An 18,751-nucleotide genomic window follows, 5' to 3' on the forward strand; every position below is an offset into this window, starting at 1 on the left:
AAACGTTATAGGGTAATCATTGTAACCCTACTGAATGATATGTAACAACGCACAAATAGAATTAATAGATGAAACATAATTTACTTTTCTTCCTTATTACGCTTTTTACGGTGGCTATATCTTATGGTCAGACTAAAGTGAGTGGAGAAGTTTTTGACGCGCAGGGAAATGCATTACCATTTGTAAATGTCGTTTTTATGGGTTCAAATGAGGGAACTATTACAAACGAGAATGGTCGCTTTTACCTCGAGTCTGATGCTACGTGGGAGCAAGTGCGATTTTCTTTTATAGGATTTTCAAACCTTATTGTAGACTTAGAGCAAAAGGTAAACTACGAGATGAAAATCACCCTAGAAGAAGAGGCTGGGGCGCTAGATGAGGTTGTAATCTTTACGGGTAAAACAGATAAAAAGAACAACCCTGCTGTAGATATACTACGCAAGATATGGGCAAATAAAAGAGAGAATGGACTCAAGCAGTTTAAGCAATACCAGTATGATAAGTATGAAAAACTAGAGTTTGACCTTAACACCATAGACAGTGCACTTATAAATAGCCGTCTCTTTAAAGGGATGGAATTTATATTTGATCAGACAGATACTTCAAATGTGACGGGTAAAACCTATCTACCCATTTTTGTAAACGAAGCCGTGTCAAAAGTTTATGGAGACAACGAGATTAACAAAGTAAAAGAAGAGCTGCTAGGTAATAAAAACAGTGGTTTTAGCGAGAATCAAACAGTGATAGGTTTTGTAAAAGATCTGTACAGTGATTATGATATCTACCAGAACTACTTACAGTTTTTTGATAAGAGTTTTACAAGTCCGCTGTCGCGCACAGGGATACAAACCTATAATTATGTACTCTCAGATAGTGCCTACATAGATAATAAATGGTGTTATAATATCATTTATTATCCACGTCGTAAAAACGAACTCACCTTTAAAGGAGACTTCTGGGTAAACGACTCAACCTGGGCCATTAAGGAGATTAATATGCAGCTCTCAAAGAGTGCAAACATAAACTGGGTCAAAGAAATCTATATGGAGCAAGAGTTTGATATCGTAAACGATACTACGTTCTTACTCTCACGAGATTATTTCTTGTCAGACTTTGCTTTTAATAAAAAAGAGCAATCTAGAGGAATGTACGGTAAGCGTACGACCCTATATGATAACTATGAGTTTGATAAAAAACTAGACAAAGATTATTACGACAAGGAAGTCTATAACTACGATAAGGATATTTATAATCGTGGCGATGAGTTTTGGGAAGAGAATAGAAAAGAAGAACTGAGCAAAGACGAGCTAGGTGTTTATAAAATGCTCGACACGCTTAAAACGGTTAAGAAATTTAGAAATCTCTATAATGCAGGCTCTGTACTAGCCTCTGGTTATTATGAGATCCCAAGTCTCAATTTTGATTACGGCCCTATATTTTCAACCTTTGGGTTTAACGAGGTAGAAGGTTTGCGTGTACGTACAGGTGGTAGAACTTATTTTTCTCAAAACGATCCTTGGCGTCTAGAAGGCTTTTTAGCCTATGGTTTTAAAGACAAAAAAGGAAAATTTGGTATCTCTGGTAAGTGGCTTTTAGATAAAAAGAGTAGACTTATAATCTCTGGCGGTTACCGTCAAGATGTAGAGCAAATAGGGGCGAGCCTTACCACCTCAAGAGATGTGCTAGGTAGAAATCTTGCCTCATCATCTCTAGTAAACACAGCGACTAATGATAAGCTCACCTCTATAAAACTGGCAAACGTAGCAGCAGAGATAGAGGTGGTGCGCAACCTGCAAGTACGAGCAGATTTCTCACTGCGCACGCTCGAGTCTGCCTCAGAGACCTTTAGTCTAGACTACTTTACAGATGCCACACAAACCACCACCACAGGTGAGCTTAAACAAGCAGAGGTGGTTCTTACTACTATCTGGGAGCCAGGTAAAAAGACCTCAGGTTTTGGCGTAGAGCGACGCGTTACAAACGAGTGGTTCCCTAGCTTTTATGCGAGTTACACACGTGGCCTTGAGGGTACGCTAGACAGTGATTTTGGGTACGATAAGTTTCAATTTTCTGCTCGTAAGGCAATACGTGTAGGAGGTCTAGGTACACTTACCGCTTCTACAGAGGTAGGTAAAACCTTTGATGAGGTGCCACTGGCATTATTAAGTCCAGTGCCAGGTAACCAGTCACTGTTCTCAATATTCAACACCTTTAGCCAGCTCAATTTTTATGAGTTTACTACAGATGAGTATGCATCACTACAGCTAGAACATAACTTTGGAGGAAGAATCTTTAACCGTATTCCTTTCTTAAAAGGGTTAAACCTCAGAGAGATTATAGGCGTGCGTGGTATAATAGGTAATATATCACAGGCTAATATTGATCTTAACAGACCCGCCTTTGAGAGTCTTCTCTTTGCAGAGGGAGATCCAGTAACCGCCATCACACCATCTATGATTGCCCCATCTATGGAGCCGTATTATGAGTACAGCATCGGGGTAGGTAATATCTTTAAGGTGTTCCGTATAGATGTAAACTTTAGAGGAAATTATAACTTCTTGCCAGATGCTCGTAAGATAGGGGTGACAGGTAGTTTTGGATTTTATTTTTAATGAAGGTTGTTTTTACGCTTTCGCGAAAGTAGTATTGCCTTCAGAGGTGTTTATTTAAGTAAATGACATTAATAAAAAAATAGAACAACAAACAGATTATCCCGTTGTGAAAACATTCAAGGTGGTACTTTAATCAGTATCACCTTTCTTTTTTAAACCGCTGTACGAGTAACTACCTAACCTAATCTTAACACGTATTCCTTTGGTGATAACGCTTTTACAGCGTATTTTTGCACCCCGAAAGATATTTTTTGGCAAGCTGCTGTTTATAATTAATTGAATTTCAGCTATTTAAAATTTAGCTTTCGCGAAAGCGCAATACTAACTACACAAATTAGTGTTCAAATATTAAGAGATTTTTTAATAGGAGGGAGCATAATTTGTTTTTTTATAATGATATGACAGCAGAAAAAGTAAAAACATTTGACGTTTTAATCGAAATCCCAAAAGGGAGTCGTAACAAATATGAGTATGATTTTGAGCTAAAGAAAATACGTTACGATCGTATGATCTTTTCTTCTATGATGTACCCTGCAGATTACGGTTTTATACCAGAAACTCTTGCACTAGATGGAGATCCTCTTGATGTACTTGTTCTTGTAACAGAGCCTACTTTTCCTGGATGTGTGATTGAGGTAAAGCCTATAGGAGTTTTCCATATGGCAGATGAAAAAGGACCAGACGAAAAAGTTATCTGTGTACCAGTAACAGATCCAAGTGCAAGTAAGCTTGAAGACTTATCTGATTGTAACCCACACCTTATAAAAGAGATTGAGCACTTTTTCCAAGTGTACAAAGACCTTGAAGAGAAAAAAGTAGACGTAGGTGGATGGGGAGACGTACACGAAGCTAGAGAAATTGTAGCAAAGTGTTACCAGAGATTCCAAGAGTCTGATGTACCACGTAGCGAAGTGAGTATTTACTAAGACTCACAGTATAAACGAATTAGCCTAGGAGCCGTAACGCATCGCGTTGCGGCTTTTTTTATGCAATCACATTTTTTGTATGTTATTGATTGTGAGTTGTTTGTGATTTAGGTGGATTTTGCTACTTTAGTATCATCTAATATTTTAAGAATTTTTTTAAGAAATTCTCACTAAAACCAAACAAAATTTATGGAATCAATGATGATTTACGTGCCGATTGTATTGGCCCTTCTTGGGCTTGTCTATATGATCATAAAGCAATCTTGGGTTATGAAGCAAGATGCTGGTGATGGTAAGATGAAAGAAATATCTGATCACATTTATGAGGGGGCGCTCGCTTTTTTAAATGCCGAGTATAAACTGCTTACCATATTTGTAATTATTGTAAGTGTATTACTTGCTATTGTGTCTTATGTAGTGCCTACCACGCACTGGCTTATTGTTATTGCATTTGTATGCGGTGCTGTATTTTCTGCCTTTGCAGGAAACATAGGGATGAAAATCGCTACCAAAACAAATGTGCGTACCACTCAGGCGGCGCGCACTAGCTTGCCTAATGCGCTTAAAATCTCTTTTGGCGGAGGTACGGTGATGGGGCTTGGAGTTGCTGGTCTTGCAGTACTTGGTCTTACAGCATTCTTTATCTTTTTCTTCCATTTCTTTATGGGTGGTGAGTGGACAAATACGATGGATATGACCATTGTATTAGAAACACTAGCAGGATTCTCTCTAGGTGCAGAGTCTATTGCACTTTTTGCTCGTGTAGGCGGTGGTATTTATACCAAAGCTGCAGATGTGGGAGCAGACCTTGTAGGTAAGGTAGAAGCTGGTATACCAGAAGATGATCCTCGCAACCCTGCAACTATTGCAGATAACGTGGGAGATAATGTAGGAGACGTAGCAGGGATGGGGGCAGACTTATTTGGATCATATGTAGCAACCGTGCTAGCAGCAATGGTACTAGGTAATTATGTGATAAAAGATATGGGAGGTAGCATTTCAGACGCTTTTGGAGGTATTGGTCCTATATTGTTGCCTATGGCTATAGCAGGTGTGGGTATTATTATATCTATTATAGGTACAATGCTTGTTAAAATTAAGAGTAACGATGCAAAGGAGTCTCAGGTTATGGGTGCTCTTAATATAGGTAACTGGACTTCTATAGTGCTTGTGGCAGTAGCTTGTTTTGCACTATGTAAATGGATGCTTCCAGAAACGATGCGAATGGAATTCTTTGGAGAAGGAGTGCAAGAAATCTCATCTATGCGCGTTTTTTATGCGACTATAGTGGGGCTAGTTGTGGGAGCTGTGATTTCTTCTGTGACAGAATATTATACTGGTCTCGGTAAAACGCCTATTCTCAAAATTGTACAACAATCAAGTACAGGAGCAGGAACTAACATTATTGCAGGTCTCGCTACGGGTATGATCTCTACATTTCCATCGGTACTATTATTTGCCGGTGCGATCTGGGCGTCATATGCATTTGCCGGTTTTTATGGGGTGGCTCTAGCAGCCTCTGCAATGATGGCTACTACAGCGATGCAACTTGCGATAGATGCCTTTGGACCAATCTCAGATAATGCAGGTGGTATAGCAGAGATGAGTGAGCAGGAGCCTATCGTGCGTGAACGCACAGATATTCTAGATTCTGTAGGTAATACTACGGCGGCTACAGGAAAAGGATTTGCGATTGCATCTGCAGCGCTTACATCGCTCGCATTATTTGCGGCTTATGTAACCTTTACGGGAATAGACGGTATTAATATTTTTAAAGCACCTGTACTCGCAATGCTCTTTGTAGGAGGAATGGTTCCAGTGGTATTTTCTGCACTTGCGATGAATGCCGTAGGAAAAGCAGCTATGGAAATGGTACAAGAAGTACGTCGCCAGTTTAAAGACATACCAGGTATAATGGAAGGAACTGGGAAACCAGAGTATGATAAATGTGTGGCTATATCTACACAAGCTTCGCTTAAAGAAATGTTGCTGCCAGGTATTTTAACCATTGGTTTTCCGCTTGTGATTGCTTTCTTGCCGCTTGCCTTTGGGATGAATCGTCTTGCTATTGCAGAGATGCTAGGAGGGTATATGGCCGGCGTTACGGTAAGTGGCGTGTTATGGGCAATCTTTCAGAACAATGCTGGAGGTGCCTGGGATAATGCAAAAAAATCTTTTGAGGCAGGAGTAGAGATTAACGGTGAGATGACTTACAAGGGCTCTGATGCTCATAAAGCTGCTGTTACTGGTGATACGGTAGGAGATCCTTTTAAAGATACATCTGGACCGTCTATGAATATACTTATAAAACTTACCTGTCTTATCGGTCTTGTGATTGCACCTATACTAGGCGGTCATACAGATGATGGTCTGGCTATTACTACAGAAGATGGGACTGTGGTCGCAATTACTCAAGATGGACGTATTAAAGAAACACGCGAAGTGCAAAAAGAAGTTCGCTTTGCTATGGCAGAGCGTGATGGGCAGTTTGTAGGAACAGTAACTATTACGACAGATGATAATGGTGAGATGAGTACTGAGGTAAAAGAGTTTACAGGTACAGAAGCTGAGGTAAAAAAGCAAATGGACGCCTTTGAAGCATCACTTCGCAATAAATAGTTTATATACTAGCTATTACGTATAACGAGGTGAGTCTTATAGGCTCACCTTTTTTTATGACATTCACATACCTTAACAAAGGTTTACAATGGTGTTATGAGAGCTGCAGCTGTTTATGCGGTAATTTTATGTAAAAATTAAAATTATGTTGTTACCAAAAACACAAGTTCCCTCACTGGAACTTCCATTAATAAATGATACTAACTGGAAACTGAGCGATCAAAACGCAGAAAACTTTACGCTTTTAGTTTTTTATAGAGGACTACATTGTCCCGTATGTAAAAAACAACTTGAAGAGCTTTCTCAAAAACTAGATAAGTTTGTAGATCGCGGCATTAATGTCGTGGCTATAAGTGCAGACACAGAGAAGAGAGCAAAAATAGCAGGTGAAGATTGGGATATAGAAGGACTACCAGTAGCATATAATCTATCACTAGAGAAAGCAAGAGAGTACGGATTGTTTATTTCTGAAGCGGTTTCAGATAAGGAGCCAGACTTCTTTACAGAGCCAGGTCTCTTCTTGATAAAAACTGACGGAACACTATTTTTCTCAAGTGTACAGTCTATGCCTTTTGCAAGACCGCACTTTGACGATATTCTAGGAGGGATAGATTTTATTATGAAAAAAGATTACCCCGCTAGAGGAGAGGTAAAAGGAATTCCTCAAAATGCGTAAGATATAGATACATATCGCTACTAAAAAGTGCATTACTATAGTTGTGCACTTTTTTTATGAAGCTATTATTTTTACGCTTTCGCGAAAGCGTAATACTAACCAATACATCGTACAATGTTCTTTTCTAAAAAACAAGATCGTATACAAATAGACGGGTACCAGTCTTATGGAACTAAAAATCACTTATACCTCATAGGGCGCGCTTTAGAGCACGAAGGAGTAGATCTAAAGAAAAAGGGTGTGCTTGCTGCTTTTAAAAATGCCTATAAACAGTTTGCTACAGATGAGTTGCGTCACACAAAACTCAAAGTGACTTTGCCAGATGGAGCTGTCTTTTACACCACCACAGATGCCGAAGGATATTTTAAAATAGATGAGCAGGTACACGGCTTAGATAAGATGACTAATAGTGAGGGATGGCTCCAGCTTACAGTGAGTTTTGATGATGTAAAAAAGGATGTGGTGCTTATGGGAGAAAATAAGTTTGCCGTAGAGATGCTTATCCCTTCAGAAAATGCGTCTTATGGAGTCATAAGTGATATAGATGATACGATATTACATACGGGAGTAGCGTCGCTTCTTAAGTGGAGAGTGATTGTAAATACACTTTTTAAAGATGTAGGGAGGCGCACATCGCTAGAGGGAGCTCCTTCTTTATATCAAAAACTACATAGAGGAACTTCTGGAGCAGATGCAAACCCAATGTTTTATGTGAGTAACAGCCCTTGGAATTTATATAACTACCTAGAATCTTTTGTGAGGAATCAAAATTTCCCGAAAGGGCCTATATTATTAAGAGATTTTAGAGGGCCTTTTGAGAAAACTCCAAAACCAGAAAAGCCGCACAAGCAGCACGAGATTAGAAATATATTAAACACCTATCCGGACTTAAAGTTTGTGCTTATAGGTGATAGTGGAGAGCACGATGTAGATATTTATCTAGAAGTAGCAAAGGAGTATCCAGAGCAAATACTAGCGGTGTACCTGCGTAGTGTGAAGCATAAGAAAAAGGTAATGCGTGTAAAAAGTGTACTTGCACAGTATGAGACCACGCCAGCAGTACTAATAGAAAAGAGTTCCTTTGCAGAGGAGCACGCGAGATTTATAGGTCTTATAGCATAAAGCATAAAAAAATGGCTACTTAATTTAAGTAGCCGTTTTTTGTTTATGTAGTTAAATTGTGTTTTGACTATTGTCTTGCAAAACGTAATTCACTAGTAAATGTAGATGTGCCATCTGCCTCAACATCTGTGCTTTCAAATAATAGTCTAAGCTGGCTGTCGTTAAATAAAGTAACATCTCCAGTCTCACCATCTATAGTAAGTGTCTGGTTTGTGTCATTTACAGAATAATTACCTGTATCTGAGTTTGTGATAATCTCAGTTTCTTCTACAGGGTCGTTGCTCTCTAATTGAGTTGTTCTTGTAACACGGTATTGGAAGTTTACAGTATAAGTTCCGTTTGCGTCAAAAACAATATTTGATGTTCCAAATGTATCACCTACCTCACTTATCGTTGTAGTAGCTGTACCACCTGTAACTTCTTCTTGTATTACCTCTTCACTCTCGTAAAAGTTTAAGTTGTAAGTTCCGGCAAGTAGTGCAGGTGTAAGTGTTGGTCCTGCTGGCTCAGAAGAATCGTCGTCATTGCTACAAGATATAGTCATCACAGAAATTGCCATAACTAAAAATAGAGTAATCTTTTTCATAATATAGTTTAAGTTTAAAAACGCGCAAATCTAGTTTATAAAAACAGAACTAGAAAGAATTTTCTTATTGAATATGTATTTGTGATTAATTATAAATGGCTGTTGCTGAGCTGTGTATATAATACTAAACCTTAGTAAACGTTAATTCTTGACTGTAGGTGTTTTCGTAGTATTCGGTTTCTTCATATTGCTCAAAATAAATAGTAAGTTCACCATTATTGAGTAGGGTTGCTTCATATTCTCGACCATTAAATAAAACTTTCTGATCTCCAGTAATCGTGTAATCTCCCGCAGAAGCATCTGAATAATTCACATTCTCTACAAACGTAGAAGAAGCATTGTTAAAGCTATGTCTTTCATTAGCCGTATAATTAAAGTTTAAGGAATAAGCTCCAGACTCTGTAAAGGTGATATTTGAATTTCCGAGAGTAAGCGGTTCACCTAAAATTGTAATAGTTGTACCTGTGAGTTCATAGGTTGTTATATCTAATGAATTATAATCCGTTAATTCATAAGTGCCGCTCAATGAGGCTGTGGTAAGAGCAACCTCTTGTAATACTGCGTTGTCGTCATCACTACTACAAGATAAAAAGGTTACAAGGATTGCTAGAACTACTAGTTTGGTAATAAATTTCATAATGTTTGATTTTTGATTGAAGCTCAAAAATCATCAAACACCCTGCCAAACTTAAAGATTATTAAGCTTTATGTTAAAAAAGCCCATTTAACTCAGCATCTATTCTATTGATGATATCTCCTAGATCTTCTGGATTATCTACAAAGTCAAGATTATCTACATCTATAATAAGAAGCTTTCCTTTGTCATAACCGTGTATCCACGCCTCGTAGCGTTCATTAAGACGGCTTAGGTAGTCTATAGATATAGAGTTTTCATAGTCTCTGCCACGCTTGTGTATTTGCGATACAAGGTTTGGGATAGAGCTACGCAGGTAAATCATAAGGTCTGGTGCATCTACTACACTCTCCATAAGGTCAAAAAGCGACTTGTAGTTGTTGTAATCTCTATTAGTAAGCAAGCCCATCGCGTGCAGGTTAGGCGCAAATATGAATGCGTCTTCATAGATAGTACGGTCTTGTATAATAGATTTATTGCTATCGCGTATCTCTAGTAATTGTCTAAAACGGCTATTTAAAAAGTAAATTTGCAGGTTAAAAGACCAGCGCTCCATCTCGTTATAAAAATCATCTAGGTAAGGGTTATCTACCACGTCTTCAAACTGTGGAGTCCACTTAAAATGTTTTGCGAGAAGTTTAGTCAGTGTCGTTTTACCGGCACCAATATTACCGGCGATGGCGATGTGCATAGTTAAGGTTGTTTAGCTAGTTTGAGACGGAAAGCAGTGAGCTTTTTATCACTGTAAATATAGAGACTTTCCCCTTTTAAAGAAAGCTGTTTTATAGATAAATCTAATGTTTCTATAACTCCTACAGCAGCAGTATCATTAGGTTTGTAATAGAGCTTCTTATCTGCATAAAGTATAAAAGCACCTTTGTCTTGTGACATAAGCTGGCTTTCAGGACTTTCCATCTTCTCTATAAAACTTCCATAATTATTGTAGTAAAAAACACCATCTTTAGTACTCACCCAGGCAAAGTTAAAATTACTCATAAGTGCTGTGGCATTATGTGCCATAGGGGGAAACTGGGTAAGAACTTTTTGAGTATTCCAGTCAAAAATTTCTAACTGTTGTAAATCTGTATTAAAAATCCAGAAGCGCCTATCACTTGCCGTACGCACGTGGCTTACATTTCTAAAGTTTTCGATCGTAGAGAAGTTTACACGTGTGATTTCGTTAAGTGTGTTGTCAAGAATGACAGCTGTGTTTGAGCTTTCATAAAACAAGGTAATTCTAAGCGGGTTGAGCACATCTACCGAAGTTAACGCACCCAGTTGTAATGCCGAATATTGATACTCATTTTGCACATCAGTCTTATATAATATATCACCTTTAATGTGGTATAGTGCATTGAAAGCATCTACAGCGATAAAGGTGTCTGTGTCTAGTGTGACCTCATTGATCTTCTCTAGGGAGTAGCTCTGGCTTGTAACTGTGATAGAAGCAAGGAATAGTAGTATGTAAATCAGTTTATACATTAGTAAGCAAAGTACAAAAATCTAGCCGTTATAGTTAATACCTTTGTAATGTGAGAAAAGAGATTAAAAATAGAGAAGACGTATATAAACTGGTGACCACTTTTTATGGTCGCATACGTAGTGATGTTTATTTGGGACCTATTTTCAATAAACACATTACAGACTGGCCACATCACTTTGAGCATCTCACAGATTTTTGGGAAGGTAACCTGTTTCAAAAGCGCATTTTTACAGGAAGACCTTTGCAGGCTCACAAACGTGTAGATAGAGATGAGGGTTATACTATAAATGAGCAACACTTTGGCGTGTGGCTCAATCACTGGGTGCAAACGGTAGATGAATTATATGAAGGAGACCTTGCAGAGATGGCAAAGTTTAGAGCTCGTAAGATTGGAACTTTCTTTCTAGTAAATATGTTTCAGGCAAAACCAGGAGTGGAATAATTACGCTTTCGCGAAAGCGTAACACAGCAACTAATACTTTTCGTTAAATCTAGCACAGCAATTTATAACCATAGCCACGCACGTTTACAATCTCAACCTGAGGGTCGTCTTTGAGTTTTTTGCGAAGTTTTGTGATAAAGACATCCATACTACGTGCGTTGAAAAAGTCGTCATTGCCCCATAGCTTTTTTAAGATCAGGCTACGGTCCAGCACTTGATTCCTATTTTTTACCAGATTAAAAAGAAGATGGGCTTCTCTATGTGTGAGACGGGTGACGTCATTATTGTAATGTAATTCTTGCCTCGGAAAGTCGAAGCTGTAGTCACCCACCTTAAGTACCTCTGACTTTTTTTGTTGTGCAGAGCGATTCAATAAGTTTTTAATACGCACGATGAGTTCTTCCATACTAAAGGGTTTCTTTAGGTAGTCATTACCACCTATGCTAAACCCCTCTACAACATCTGCTGGTTGAGACTTTGCTGTGAGAAATATAATGGGGATTTCATCATTTACGGCTCTTACTTCTTTGGCTAGAGTAAAACCATCCATCTTAGGCATCATTACATCAAGTACGAGTATGTCTGGAGTGTCTTGTTTGAATTTTTCAAAAGCAATCTCACCATCTGGACATAGTGTGACTATAAAGTCTCTAGTCTCAAGGCTCTCTTTTACAATCTGGCCTAGCGCAGGCTCATCTTCGGCGAGTAGTAGATTTATTTTAGGCATAAGGCAGTGTGATTTTAAAAGTGGTAGGTTGAGTTTGTACGGTGATATTACCACTGTGTTTTTCTATAATGGTCTTTGTATAGTAGAGGCCTATACCAAAACCTTTTACGTCGTGCTTATTTCCCTTTGGCACTCTGTAAAATTTATCAAAAATGTGTTGAGCTTGCTGTTTTGTAAGCTTGTTACCACCGTCTGCGATGGTGATTTGTAAGATTTCTTTTGTGCTGTTAAGAGCTATTTTTATGGTATCTCCACCATATTTTATGGCGTTATCTATAATATTATCTAGCGCGTTTTCTAGGTGAAAAACATCTATAGATGCACATGTATTTCTGTCTTGAGTGGTAAAGGTTAGTGCCTTGCCATTTGTGGTTTCTTGATGTGATTGTGTGATGTGCTCAAGTAGCTCAACGAGGTTAGTCTCTTGTTTGTTAAGTTCTAAAGCTTCGCTGTCTAAAGTGGCGGTCTCAAGTAGCTTCTCAACCATCGTGTTGAGTTTTGATACTTGCTGTGATGACATCTCAAGATACTTTTTTGTTTTCTCTTTACTGTCTGCCTCATTAAAGTGTTGTATACTCTCTATAGCTACACCTATGGTGGCTATGGGGGTTTTAAACTCGTGGGTGATGTTGCTTATAAAGTCATTTTTAATCTCGGCGAGCTGTTTTTGCTCTTGTATGATTTTAAGGAGGTAGAGTAGGCTGGCTATTACAGCACCTACAAGTAGTAGGGAGAGGAGCATCCCTAGTAAATTACGTTGTAAAACGATACTTGCTACATTTTTAAAACCTACGGCTAGGCTACTCTTCTTAGGGAGTAAATTTGAGGTAGAGACGATAGCTAGATCGTGATTATTGAGTGTTTGTGTGGTATCACTTTCTGCTGCGTTGTAAGCAATAGTATATTGTGTGTTGTTGAGGTTTTTTCGCGTAAGCTCTAGGTTAATGAGGCTATCTAGTGTAGGCACGTTTATTTTATCATCTTTAAATGACAAAACTATACTCGTTGTAAGGTCTGTAAGTGCTTCAAGTCTATCTGGTAATGCTGTTTGTGAAGAGTCTGTTACCTGTTGTGAGGTAAGTAAGTTGTTTTTTATTCTTTTTGAGAGTACTTCTACTGCTTTTTCACTTTCGCCAAAAACTTTAAAAGTAGTATGAGCACTCGATGTAGGTATGTTGCGTTTAAACTCTTGAGCATATGTGGTGTCTACCTTAACAACACGGCTTGCAAAAATGCTGTCTAGTTCTGTTGGGCTTGCACCTTCTACTATAATGTTATCATCATTATTAGTCTCTTCTATTTTAATACTATTTATAGTAAGACCACTGTCTACACGCTTACCTAGATTCTGCATTTTATCTGATTTAAAAAATAAATCTAGATTTTGGTCATCTCCCAGAAATCCTATAGTGTTAGAAGCCGTGATACCTTCATAATAAGCGCTTACAGCATTATCAATGCTAGTTTGCATATCACGTTTGAGCTGTGCTTTTCCCACCTCATAATTTTTATAATTCCAGTAAATCTGCACTGCGAGTGTGCATATTATGACGGCGCTTATAAAGTACAATATGGTTTTATAATGTCTTTCTTGCATACTCCAAATGTAATGGGTTAACTAGCTGTTACCAAATCGCTTAACACTCGTTAACGGTTGTTAACTCAAATAGCCAAAGATGTTCTCCATATTTGTACTGTTCAATACAACAAACATTTTAAAATCAATCTATTATGAAAACGATCATCACAATTATTCTAACATTACTAACGAGTATTTCCTTTGCTCAAGAAAAAGAGTTGAAGCTCGAAGTGTCTCAAGAATTTAAAGAAGAACTAAAAGAGGCGCTCACAGTTCTTTCTGAAAAGCTTGAAGATGTAGAACGCAATGAGTTCTTTTCAAAGTCAGATATTGTAAAATTACAGACTAAGATGGAAGAGGTAAGTCAGAAAATAAGTTACACTCTCGAAAAAGAAGATGTTACTCTAGATAGTCTCAATGCTAAGGTCACAAAAAAAATAAAATTTACCATAAATCTAGATGAAGATGATCAGGCCTCACTCGCCGGGCTCACTAAGAAGGACTTAAGTAACATTGAGAGAAAACTTTCAGAAGCGGCACGCATATTTGAAAAAAGCCCATCCTTTTTAGAACTAAAATCTAGGCTTGAAAAGCTAGAGCAACAAAATAAAAAGAATAACAAATAACATAAAAACTATGAAATCTATAACCAAAACTTTACTAGCGCTTGTGATGGTTTGCGCTTTCGCGAAAGCGTACTCACAACAAGTATCTGGAGTGGCAACATACCAAACGCAACGTCATATAGAAATGAAGATGGATAGCACTTCGGGTATTACAAGCGATATACAGAAGACCTTACAAGAGCAGCTACGCAAGCAGTTTCAAAAAGAATACACACTCACCTTTGATGGTAAAAAGTCTTTGTGGAAAGAAAATGCAACATTAGACAAGCCACAAGCGCCTTCAAGTAGCGGGATACAAATTCAAGTATCTACTAGTAATGATGAGCTGTTTAATAATATAGAAGAGCAAAGCTTTACAAATAAGACCAATTTAATGGGAAAAGACTTCCTTATAGAAGACAGCTTAAAAAAGCCTGAGTGGAAACTTGAGAAAGAGATTAAAAATATAGGGCAATACACCTGTTTTAAAGCGACACTTACAGAAGAGAAGGAGACTATTAATATGGTTAATGGAGAAGAAACTGCCCCAACAAAAGAAACAAAAGTCACAACAGCCTGGTACACGCTAGACATACCTGTGCAGCAAGGGCCAGATCGTTTCTGGGGATTGCCAGGACTTATACTCGAAGTAAATGACGGTAAGATGGCTATGATGTGTACAAAGGTAGTGCTCAATCCAAGCGAAAAACTTAATATAACAGCACCTACAAAAGGTAAAAAAGTAAGTGCAGAGGAGTATGAAGAAATTTCTACAGCAAAAGCAAAAGAGATGATGGAGCGTTACCAAACCAAAGGTAAAAAAGGAGGTAATCACATCAGTATTGAGATACAGGGATAAATAATTTTTAACCCGCATTAAACTATTAGCTAGCTTTATAGTCTAAAATTTCAAACACAGATGTTATGAGTAAAGCTACCTTTTCTTTTTTAATGATTTGCACATTCCTTTTTTCGGCAGTGGTTACTGCGCAGGAGATTACTGGGGTGGCTACTTACCAGAGCAAACGCACGGTAGATATGTCTAATTTTGGACGTCGTGGTCAGCAAATGAGCGAAGCTCAGAAAAAGCAAATGATGGAGCGTATGAAGCGCTTCTTAGAAAAAGAATATACACTAAGCTTTACAAAAGATGAGTCTTTTTATAAGGAAGAGGCAAAGTTAGAAACTCCAGGACAAGGTGGAGGAGGCCGTGGTTTTGGCGGTGGTTTTACACAAGGAGGTATTTATTCTAATCGTGCAAGTAATGACTATGCACGTGAGAATGATATGATGGGTAAAACTTTTCTTGTAAAAGACACCTTAAATAACCTTAACTGGGAGCTTGTAAAAGAAAGTAAGATGATAGGGCAGTATCCCGTTTTTAAGGCAGTGGCAACGCGCAGCCTTGAGACTAACCTGTGGTCTAGAATGGGAAGAAGAGCAAGAGAGTTGCAAGAAAAAAATGACTCTATTAAAAAGGCCGGAGGAACCGTTGCCGATGAGGAGCCAAAGACTGAAGAAATCGTAGCCTGGTACACACCTATGATTCCTGCAAGTCACGGCCCAGACGAGTTTGGCGGGTTACCAGGTTTAATACTAGAGTTAAGCACAAGTAATACCACTATTTTATGCACAAAGGTGGTGTTAAACCCAAAAGAGCCTGTAACTATTGAGGCTCCTGTAAAAGGTAAGGAAGTAAGCCGCGAGGAGTACACAAAAATCCTTGAAGAAAAAGGAAAAGAAATGGCAGAGCGTTTCGGCAGAGGAGGAAGACGTGGTCAAGGCGGCGGCAGATTTTAGAAAGGATATCATCGCTTTCAGTTTGCTGTAGTCTATACAAAGCCTGCCGAAGTACGAAAGCGTAGGACTAACATTCATAATTATTTTATACACGACGACCCTTAATTGCTGGACGTTGAGGTGTAAAAAAAACAACCAATCCAAAGATGAAAAATACCCAACTTCTTTTGGCAGTGCTGCTTGCATTGCCCAGTATTATTTTTGCCCAAAGTATGACACTTAAAGGTGTGGTTAAAGACAGCATAGGGAACCCGCTTGAGCTAGCAAATATTATTGCTACAAACAAAGCTGAAGGTACCTTAGAGTCTTACGGTATTACAGATCAATCTGGTAGATATAAGCTGGATCTTGCTACGGGTGTTACTTATGATCTTAAAGTTAGTTACTTGGGATTACAGTCTATACTAGAAGAGTTTACACCTGCCCAAGATGCAGATGAGGTAGTTAAAGATTTTGTACTTAAAGAGGACCCAAATCAGCTTGATAATGTAGAGCTTGTCTATGAGATGCCGGTTACTATAAAAGGCGATACCATTGTTTATAATACAGACAGTTTTACAAATGGTACAGAACGCAAGCTAGGCGATGTACTTAAAAAATTACCGGGTGTTGAGGTAAATGATGATGGTGAGATTGAGGTAGAAGGACAGGTTGTGAGCAAAGTGATGATAGAAGGGAAGGAGTTTTTTGACGGAGACTCTAAGCTAGCAACAAAAAATATACCTGCAGATGCACTCAAAAAAGTTGAAGTACTTAAAAATTATAATGAAGTAGACCAGATGCGAGGCTTGGGTAATGATCAAGATAATGTTGCTATAAACTTAAGACTTAAAGAAGGAAAGACTAATTTTTGGTTTGGTGATGTGACTGCCGGTCTAGGAGATGGTGAGAAAACGCGCTATCTGGGTAAGGCAAAACTGTTTTATTACAGCCCTAAGGGGAGTATTAATGTTATATCTAACTTTAATAATACGGGAGATGTACCTTTTACTTTTCGTGATTATTTCAACTTTACAGGTGGTTTTAGAGGGTTTAATAGACGAGGTGGTACTGGATTTAATGTAAGCGATAGCGGTTTAGGCTTTTTAACTACTCAAAATAATAGAGCAAATGAGATTGAGTCTAATTTTGTAGCAGCAAACTTTACCTATGCAGCCTCACCTAAGTGGGACCTTAGTGGCTTTGCGCTACTAAGCGATAATAAAACCAACTTTGTAAATAACTCTCTCAACACATTTATCAATCAGGGCTTTACTCAAGGGTTTGATGAAGTGACAGACCAGCGCAACCAGCTTGGTATGGCAAAATTAAGCTCAAAGTTTAAGCCTAATGCGAGCCTGCAGGTAGATTATGATATACTGCTCAAAAAGTCAAAACAAACAGAATTTTCTGATGGCGCAAGTATTATTACGCAAGATGGAGAGACCACAACAGATATTGTAGACCAGAATAAGGAAAATGAACCATTTTCTATAAATCAAAATGCAAACGTTTATTATACGCTAGATGAGAATAACATATTCTCTGGTACCTTCCAGCATTTATATCAGGATGAAAATCCATTTTATAGTGCGTTATTATCTCAAGAGCCTTTTACGTCTCCTAATCCAGATGATCCAGATAATCCTTTTGAGGCCATAGATTTTACAGCAGGAGCAGACGGGCTTTTTGATATTAATCAAAATAAAAGCGTCATCTCAAACAAGCTTGACGCAAAGATAGATTACTACTATGTTCTTAATAATAAAAGTAATCTCAACTTTACACTAGGAACCACTTTGAGCCGTCAAGACTTTAATTCAAACTTATTTGAAATTTTAGAAAACGGTAGCAGTCAAGATCTCAACGAGACAGAAGATGGTACACCTATAGGTAATGATGTGCGTTTTAATTTTAGCGATGTGTTTTTAGGTCTTCATTATAAAATAAAGACTGGCATATTTACAATCACACCAGGGCTTACACTACATAATTATACTACTAAAAGTACACAACTAGGGAGCACAACAGAAGATAGTGAGTGGATGGTACTACCAGATTTATATACTGTAGTGGAGTTTTCTCAAGGTAAAAGCTTGCGTTTTAATTACCAGATGACTGCCCAGTATACAGACGTAAATAACTTTGCCGAAGGCTTGTTGTTTAATAACTACAACAGCCTCTTTAGAGGTAATCGAGATATAGAAAATGCCATCTATCACGACGTGAGTTTAAATTACTTTAGCTTCAGTATGTTCAACTTTACGAGTCTTTTTGGGGGTGTTAATTATAGCCGTCGTGTAGATCCTATTAAGACAGCCGGTGATTTTATAGGTATAAACAGAATATCCAGGCCTGTAAATAATACAAATTTTGCAGACCAGACGTTAAGTGCAAATGCGCGCTTCTCAAAACGCTTTAAAAAGTGGAAGTTTAACGCAAGCGCAAGAGGTAGCTACAGTGATCTTAATAACATTGTAAATACAGAAGATCGTAATACAAAGAACTTAACCCAAAACTATACAACGAGTGCAGAGACTAATTTTAAAGAAGGACCCAATTTTGAAATAGGTTATAATTTTACGAGTACAAACTCAGATAACGGGGTGACAGATAGAACCTTCTTTACAAATAGACCATTTGCAAATGCAGAGTGGAGTTTTGGTAAAGGATTTACAATTGCTGCAGACTGGAGCTTGTATAACTATGACGATAATGACGATAGTACTGAGATAGAAAATAGATATTCTTTCTTAGAAGCAAATCTCTACTATAAAAAACCAGAAAGTAAGTGGGAGTTTAGAATACAAGCCACAAACTTACTAGATGTAGATGTGATAAGTACAAATAGTGTAAATGATTTTACCATCTCAAATACAGAGTATTTTGTGCAGCCTCGTATTGTAATGTTCACAGTACAGTATAGTTTGTAGCATAACTACAAGAAACACTTTTTAAAAG

Annotated in this window: 16 protein-coding genes; 10 read left to right on the forward strand and 6 right to left on the reverse strand. The window is 38.0% G+C overall.

Annotation, left to right across the window (positions count from 1 at the left end; translation table 11 throughout):
- Positions 1 to 68 precede the first annotated feature (68 nt).
- From ACJJVM_RS09830 to ACJJVM_RS09850, 5 genes are all read left to right on the forward strand, one after another.
- Entirely contained in the window at positions 69 to 2,612 is a 2,544-nt protein-coding gene (locus tag ACJJVM_RS09830; RefSeq protein WP_405211560.1) for a DUF5686 family protein, read from the forward strand.
- Positions 2,613 to 3,010: 398 nt separating this feature from the next.
- On the forward strand, positions 3,011 to 3,538 hold the full coding sequence (locus ACJJVM_RS09835) for an inorganic diphosphatase (protein ID WP_298353820.1): 528 nt from the start codon (positions 3,011 to 3,013) through the stop codon (positions 3,536 to 3,538).
- Positions 3,539 to 3,727: 189 nt separating this feature from the next.
- Positions 3,728 to 6,157 carry a sodium-translocating pyrophosphatase gene (locus ACJJVM_RS09840; RefSeq protein ID WP_298353817.1) on the forward strand — a complete coding sequence of 810 codons (2,430 nt, stop codon included), beginning with the start codon at positions 3,728 to 3,730 and terminating at the stop codon, positions 6,155 to 6,157.
- Positions 6,158 to 6,302: 145 nt separating this feature from the next.
- Positions 6,303 to 6,833, forward strand: a complete 531-nt coding sequence (locus tag ACJJVM_RS09845; RefSeq protein WP_405211561.1) for a peroxiredoxin-like family protein — start codon at positions 6,303 to 6,305, stop codon at positions 6,831 to 6,833.
- A 114-nt stretch (positions 6,834 to 6,947) separates the two neighbouring features.
- A complete protein-coding gene (locus ACJJVM_RS09850) occupies positions 6,948 to 7,955 on the forward strand; it encodes an App1 family protein (protein WP_405211562.1) in 1,008 nt (335 codons plus the stop codon).
- A gap of 67 nt (positions 7,956 to 8,022) precedes the next feature.
- On the opposite strand, the gene ACJJVM_RS09855 is transcribed toward ACJJVM_RS09850, so the two are convergent.
- From ACJJVM_RS09855 to ACJJVM_RS09870, 4 genes are all read right to left on the reverse strand, one after another.
- A complete protein-coding gene (locus ACJJVM_RS09855; protein WP_035325694.1) occupies positions 8,023 to 8,541 on the reverse strand; it encodes a hypothetical protein in 519 nt (172 codons plus the stop codon).
- Between the two features lie 124 nt (positions 8,542 to 8,665).
- Entirely contained in the window at positions 8,666 to 9,178 is a 513-nt protein-coding gene (locus tag ACJJVM_RS09860; RefSeq protein WP_405211563.1) for a hypothetical protein, read from the reverse strand.
- Positions 9,179 to 9,251: 73 nt separating this feature from the next.
- Entirely contained in the window at positions 9,252 to 9,866 is a 615-nt protein-coding gene (locus ACJJVM_RS09865) for a deoxynucleoside kinase (RefSeq protein ID WP_021778044.1), read from the reverse strand.
- A gap of 2 nt (positions 9,867 to 9,868) precedes the next feature.
- Positions 9,869 to 10,657, reverse strand: a complete 789-nt coding sequence (locus ACJJVM_RS09870; RefSeq protein WP_405211564.1) for a hypothetical protein — start codon at positions 10,655 to 10,657, stop codon at positions 9,869 to 9,871.
- Between the two features lie 50 nt (positions 10,658 to 10,707).
- On the opposite strand from ACJJVM_RS09870, the gene ACJJVM_RS09875 reads away from it, so the two are divergent.
- A complete protein-coding gene (locus tag ACJJVM_RS09875; protein ID WP_035334656.1) occupies positions 10,708 to 11,100 on the forward strand; it encodes a group III truncated hemoglobin in 393 nt (130 codons plus the stop codon).
- Positions 11,101 to 11,149: 49 nt separating this feature from the next.
- Here the strand turns inward: ACJJVM_RS09875 and ACJJVM_RS09880 are convergent, their stop codons facing one another.
- Together ACJJVM_RS09880 and ACJJVM_RS09885 are read right to left on the reverse strand one after the other, a co-directional pair.
- A complete protein-coding gene (locus tag ACJJVM_RS09880) occupies positions 11,150 to 11,827 on the reverse strand; it encodes a response regulator transcription factor (RefSeq protein ID WP_405211565.1) in 678 nt (225 codons plus the stop codon).
- Positions 11,820 to 13,424 carry a sensor histidine kinase gene (locus ACJJVM_RS09885; RefSeq protein WP_405211566.1) on the reverse strand — a complete coding sequence of 535 codons (1,605 nt, stop codon included), beginning with the start codon at positions 13,422 to 13,424 and terminating at the stop codon, positions 11,820 to 11,822. The genes ACJJVM_RS09880 and ACJJVM_RS09885 overlap by 8 nt, the downstream gene beginning before the upstream one ends.
- A 134-nt stretch (positions 13,425 to 13,558) precedes the next feature.
- Here ACJJVM_RS09885 and ACJJVM_RS09890 point away from each other — a divergent pair, with 134 nt between their 5' ends.
- The 4 genes from ACJJVM_RS09890 to ACJJVM_RS09905 all read left to right on the forward strand — a co-directional run bounded on the left by ACJJVM_RS09890 (position 13,559) and on the right by ACJJVM_RS09905 (position 18,723).
- Complete coding sequence (locus tag ACJJVM_RS09890; protein WP_298353795.1) at positions 13,559 to 14,032, forward strand: hypothetical protein; 474 nt, start codon at positions 13,559 to 13,561, stop codon at positions 14,030 to 14,032.
- A gap of 10 nt (positions 14,033 to 14,042) precedes the next feature.
- Positions 14,043 to 14,870 carry a GLPGLI family protein gene (locus tag ACJJVM_RS09895; protein ID WP_405211567.1) on the forward strand — a complete coding sequence of 276 codons (828 nt, stop codon included), beginning with the start codon at positions 14,043 to 14,045 and terminating at the stop codon, positions 14,868 to 14,870.
- A gap of 65 nt (positions 14,871 to 14,935) precedes the next feature.
- A complete protein-coding gene (locus ACJJVM_RS09900) occupies positions 14,936 to 15,811 on the forward strand; it encodes a GLPGLI family protein (protein WP_405211568.1) in 876 nt (291 codons plus the stop codon).
- Positions 15,812 to 15,957: 146 nt separating this feature from the next.
- On the forward strand, positions 15,958 to 18,723 hold the full coding sequence (locus tag ACJJVM_RS09905) for a carboxypeptidase regulatory-like domain-containing protein (RefSeq protein WP_405211569.1): 2,766 nt from the start codon (positions 15,958 to 15,960) through the stop codon (positions 18,721 to 18,723).
- Positions 18,724 to 18,751 lie beyond the last annotated feature (28 nt).

The sequence above is a fragment of the Dokdonia sp. Asnod2-E02 genome, assembly GCF_045063915.1.
In the GTDB taxonomy this organism is placed as follows: Bacteria; Bacteroidota; Bacteroidia; order Flavobacteriales; family Flavobacteriaceae; genus Dokdonia.

Bases quoted from the DNA above. Each gene is read 5' to 3' on its own strand.
- ACJJVM_RS09885 (WP_405211566.1), bottom strand. From the start codon at position 13,424: ATGCAAGAAAGACATTATAAAACCATATTGTACTTTATAAGCGCCGTC.
- ACJJVM_RS09850 (WP_405211562.1), top strand. From the start codon at position 6,948: ATGTTCTTTTCTAAAAAACAAGATCGTATACAAATAGACGGGTACCAG.
- ACJJVM_RS09865 (WP_021778044.1), bottom strand. From the start codon at position 9,866: ATGCACATCGCCATCGCCGGTAATATTGGTGCCGGTAAAACGACACTG.
- ACJJVM_RS09845 (WP_405211561.1), top strand. From the start codon at position 6,303: ATGTTGTTACCAAAAACACAAGTTCCCTCACTGGAACTTCCATTAATA.
- ACJJVM_RS09860 (WP_405211563.1), bottom strand. From the start codon at position 9,178: ATGAAATTTATTACCAAACTAGTAGTTCTAGCAATCCTTGTAACCTTT.
- ACJJVM_RS09870 (WP_405211564.1), bottom strand. From the start codon at position 10,657: ATGTATAAACTGATTTACATACTACTATTCCTTGCTTCTATCACAGTT.
- ACJJVM_RS09895 (WP_405211567.1), top strand. From the start codon at position 14,043: ATGAAATCTATAACCAAAACTTTACTAGCGCTTGTGATGGTTTGCGCT.
- ACJJVM_RS09835 (WP_298353820.1), top strand. From the start codon at position 3,011: ATGACAGCAGAAAAAGTAAAAACATTTGACGTTTTAATCGAAATCCCA.
- ACJJVM_RS09890 (WP_298353795.1), top strand. From the start codon at position 13,559: ATGAAAACGATCATCACAATTATTCTAACATTACTAACGAGTATTTCC.
- ACJJVM_RS09880 (WP_405211565.1), bottom strand. From the start codon at position 11,827: ATGCCTAAAATAAATCTACTACTCGCCGAAGATGAGCCTGCGCTAGGC.
- ACJJVM_RS09840 (WP_298353817.1), top strand. From the start codon at position 3,728: ATGGAATCAATGATGATTTACGTGCCGATTGTATTGGCCCTTCTTGGG.
- ACJJVM_RS09905 (WP_405211569.1), top strand. From the start codon at position 15,958: ATGAAAAATACCCAACTTCTTTTGGCAGTGCTGCTTGCATTGCCCAGT.
- ACJJVM_RS09900 (WP_405211568.1), top strand. From the start codon at position 14,936: ATGAGTAAAGCTACCTTTTCTTTTTTAATGATTTGCACATTCCTTTTT.
- ACJJVM_RS09855 (WP_035325694.1), bottom strand. From the start codon at position 8,541: ATGAAAAAGATTACTCTATTTTTAGTTATGGCAATTTCTGTGATGACT.
- ACJJVM_RS09830 (WP_405211560.1), top strand. From the start codon at position 69: ATGAAACATAATTTACTTTTCTTCCTTATTACGCTTTTTACGGTGGCT.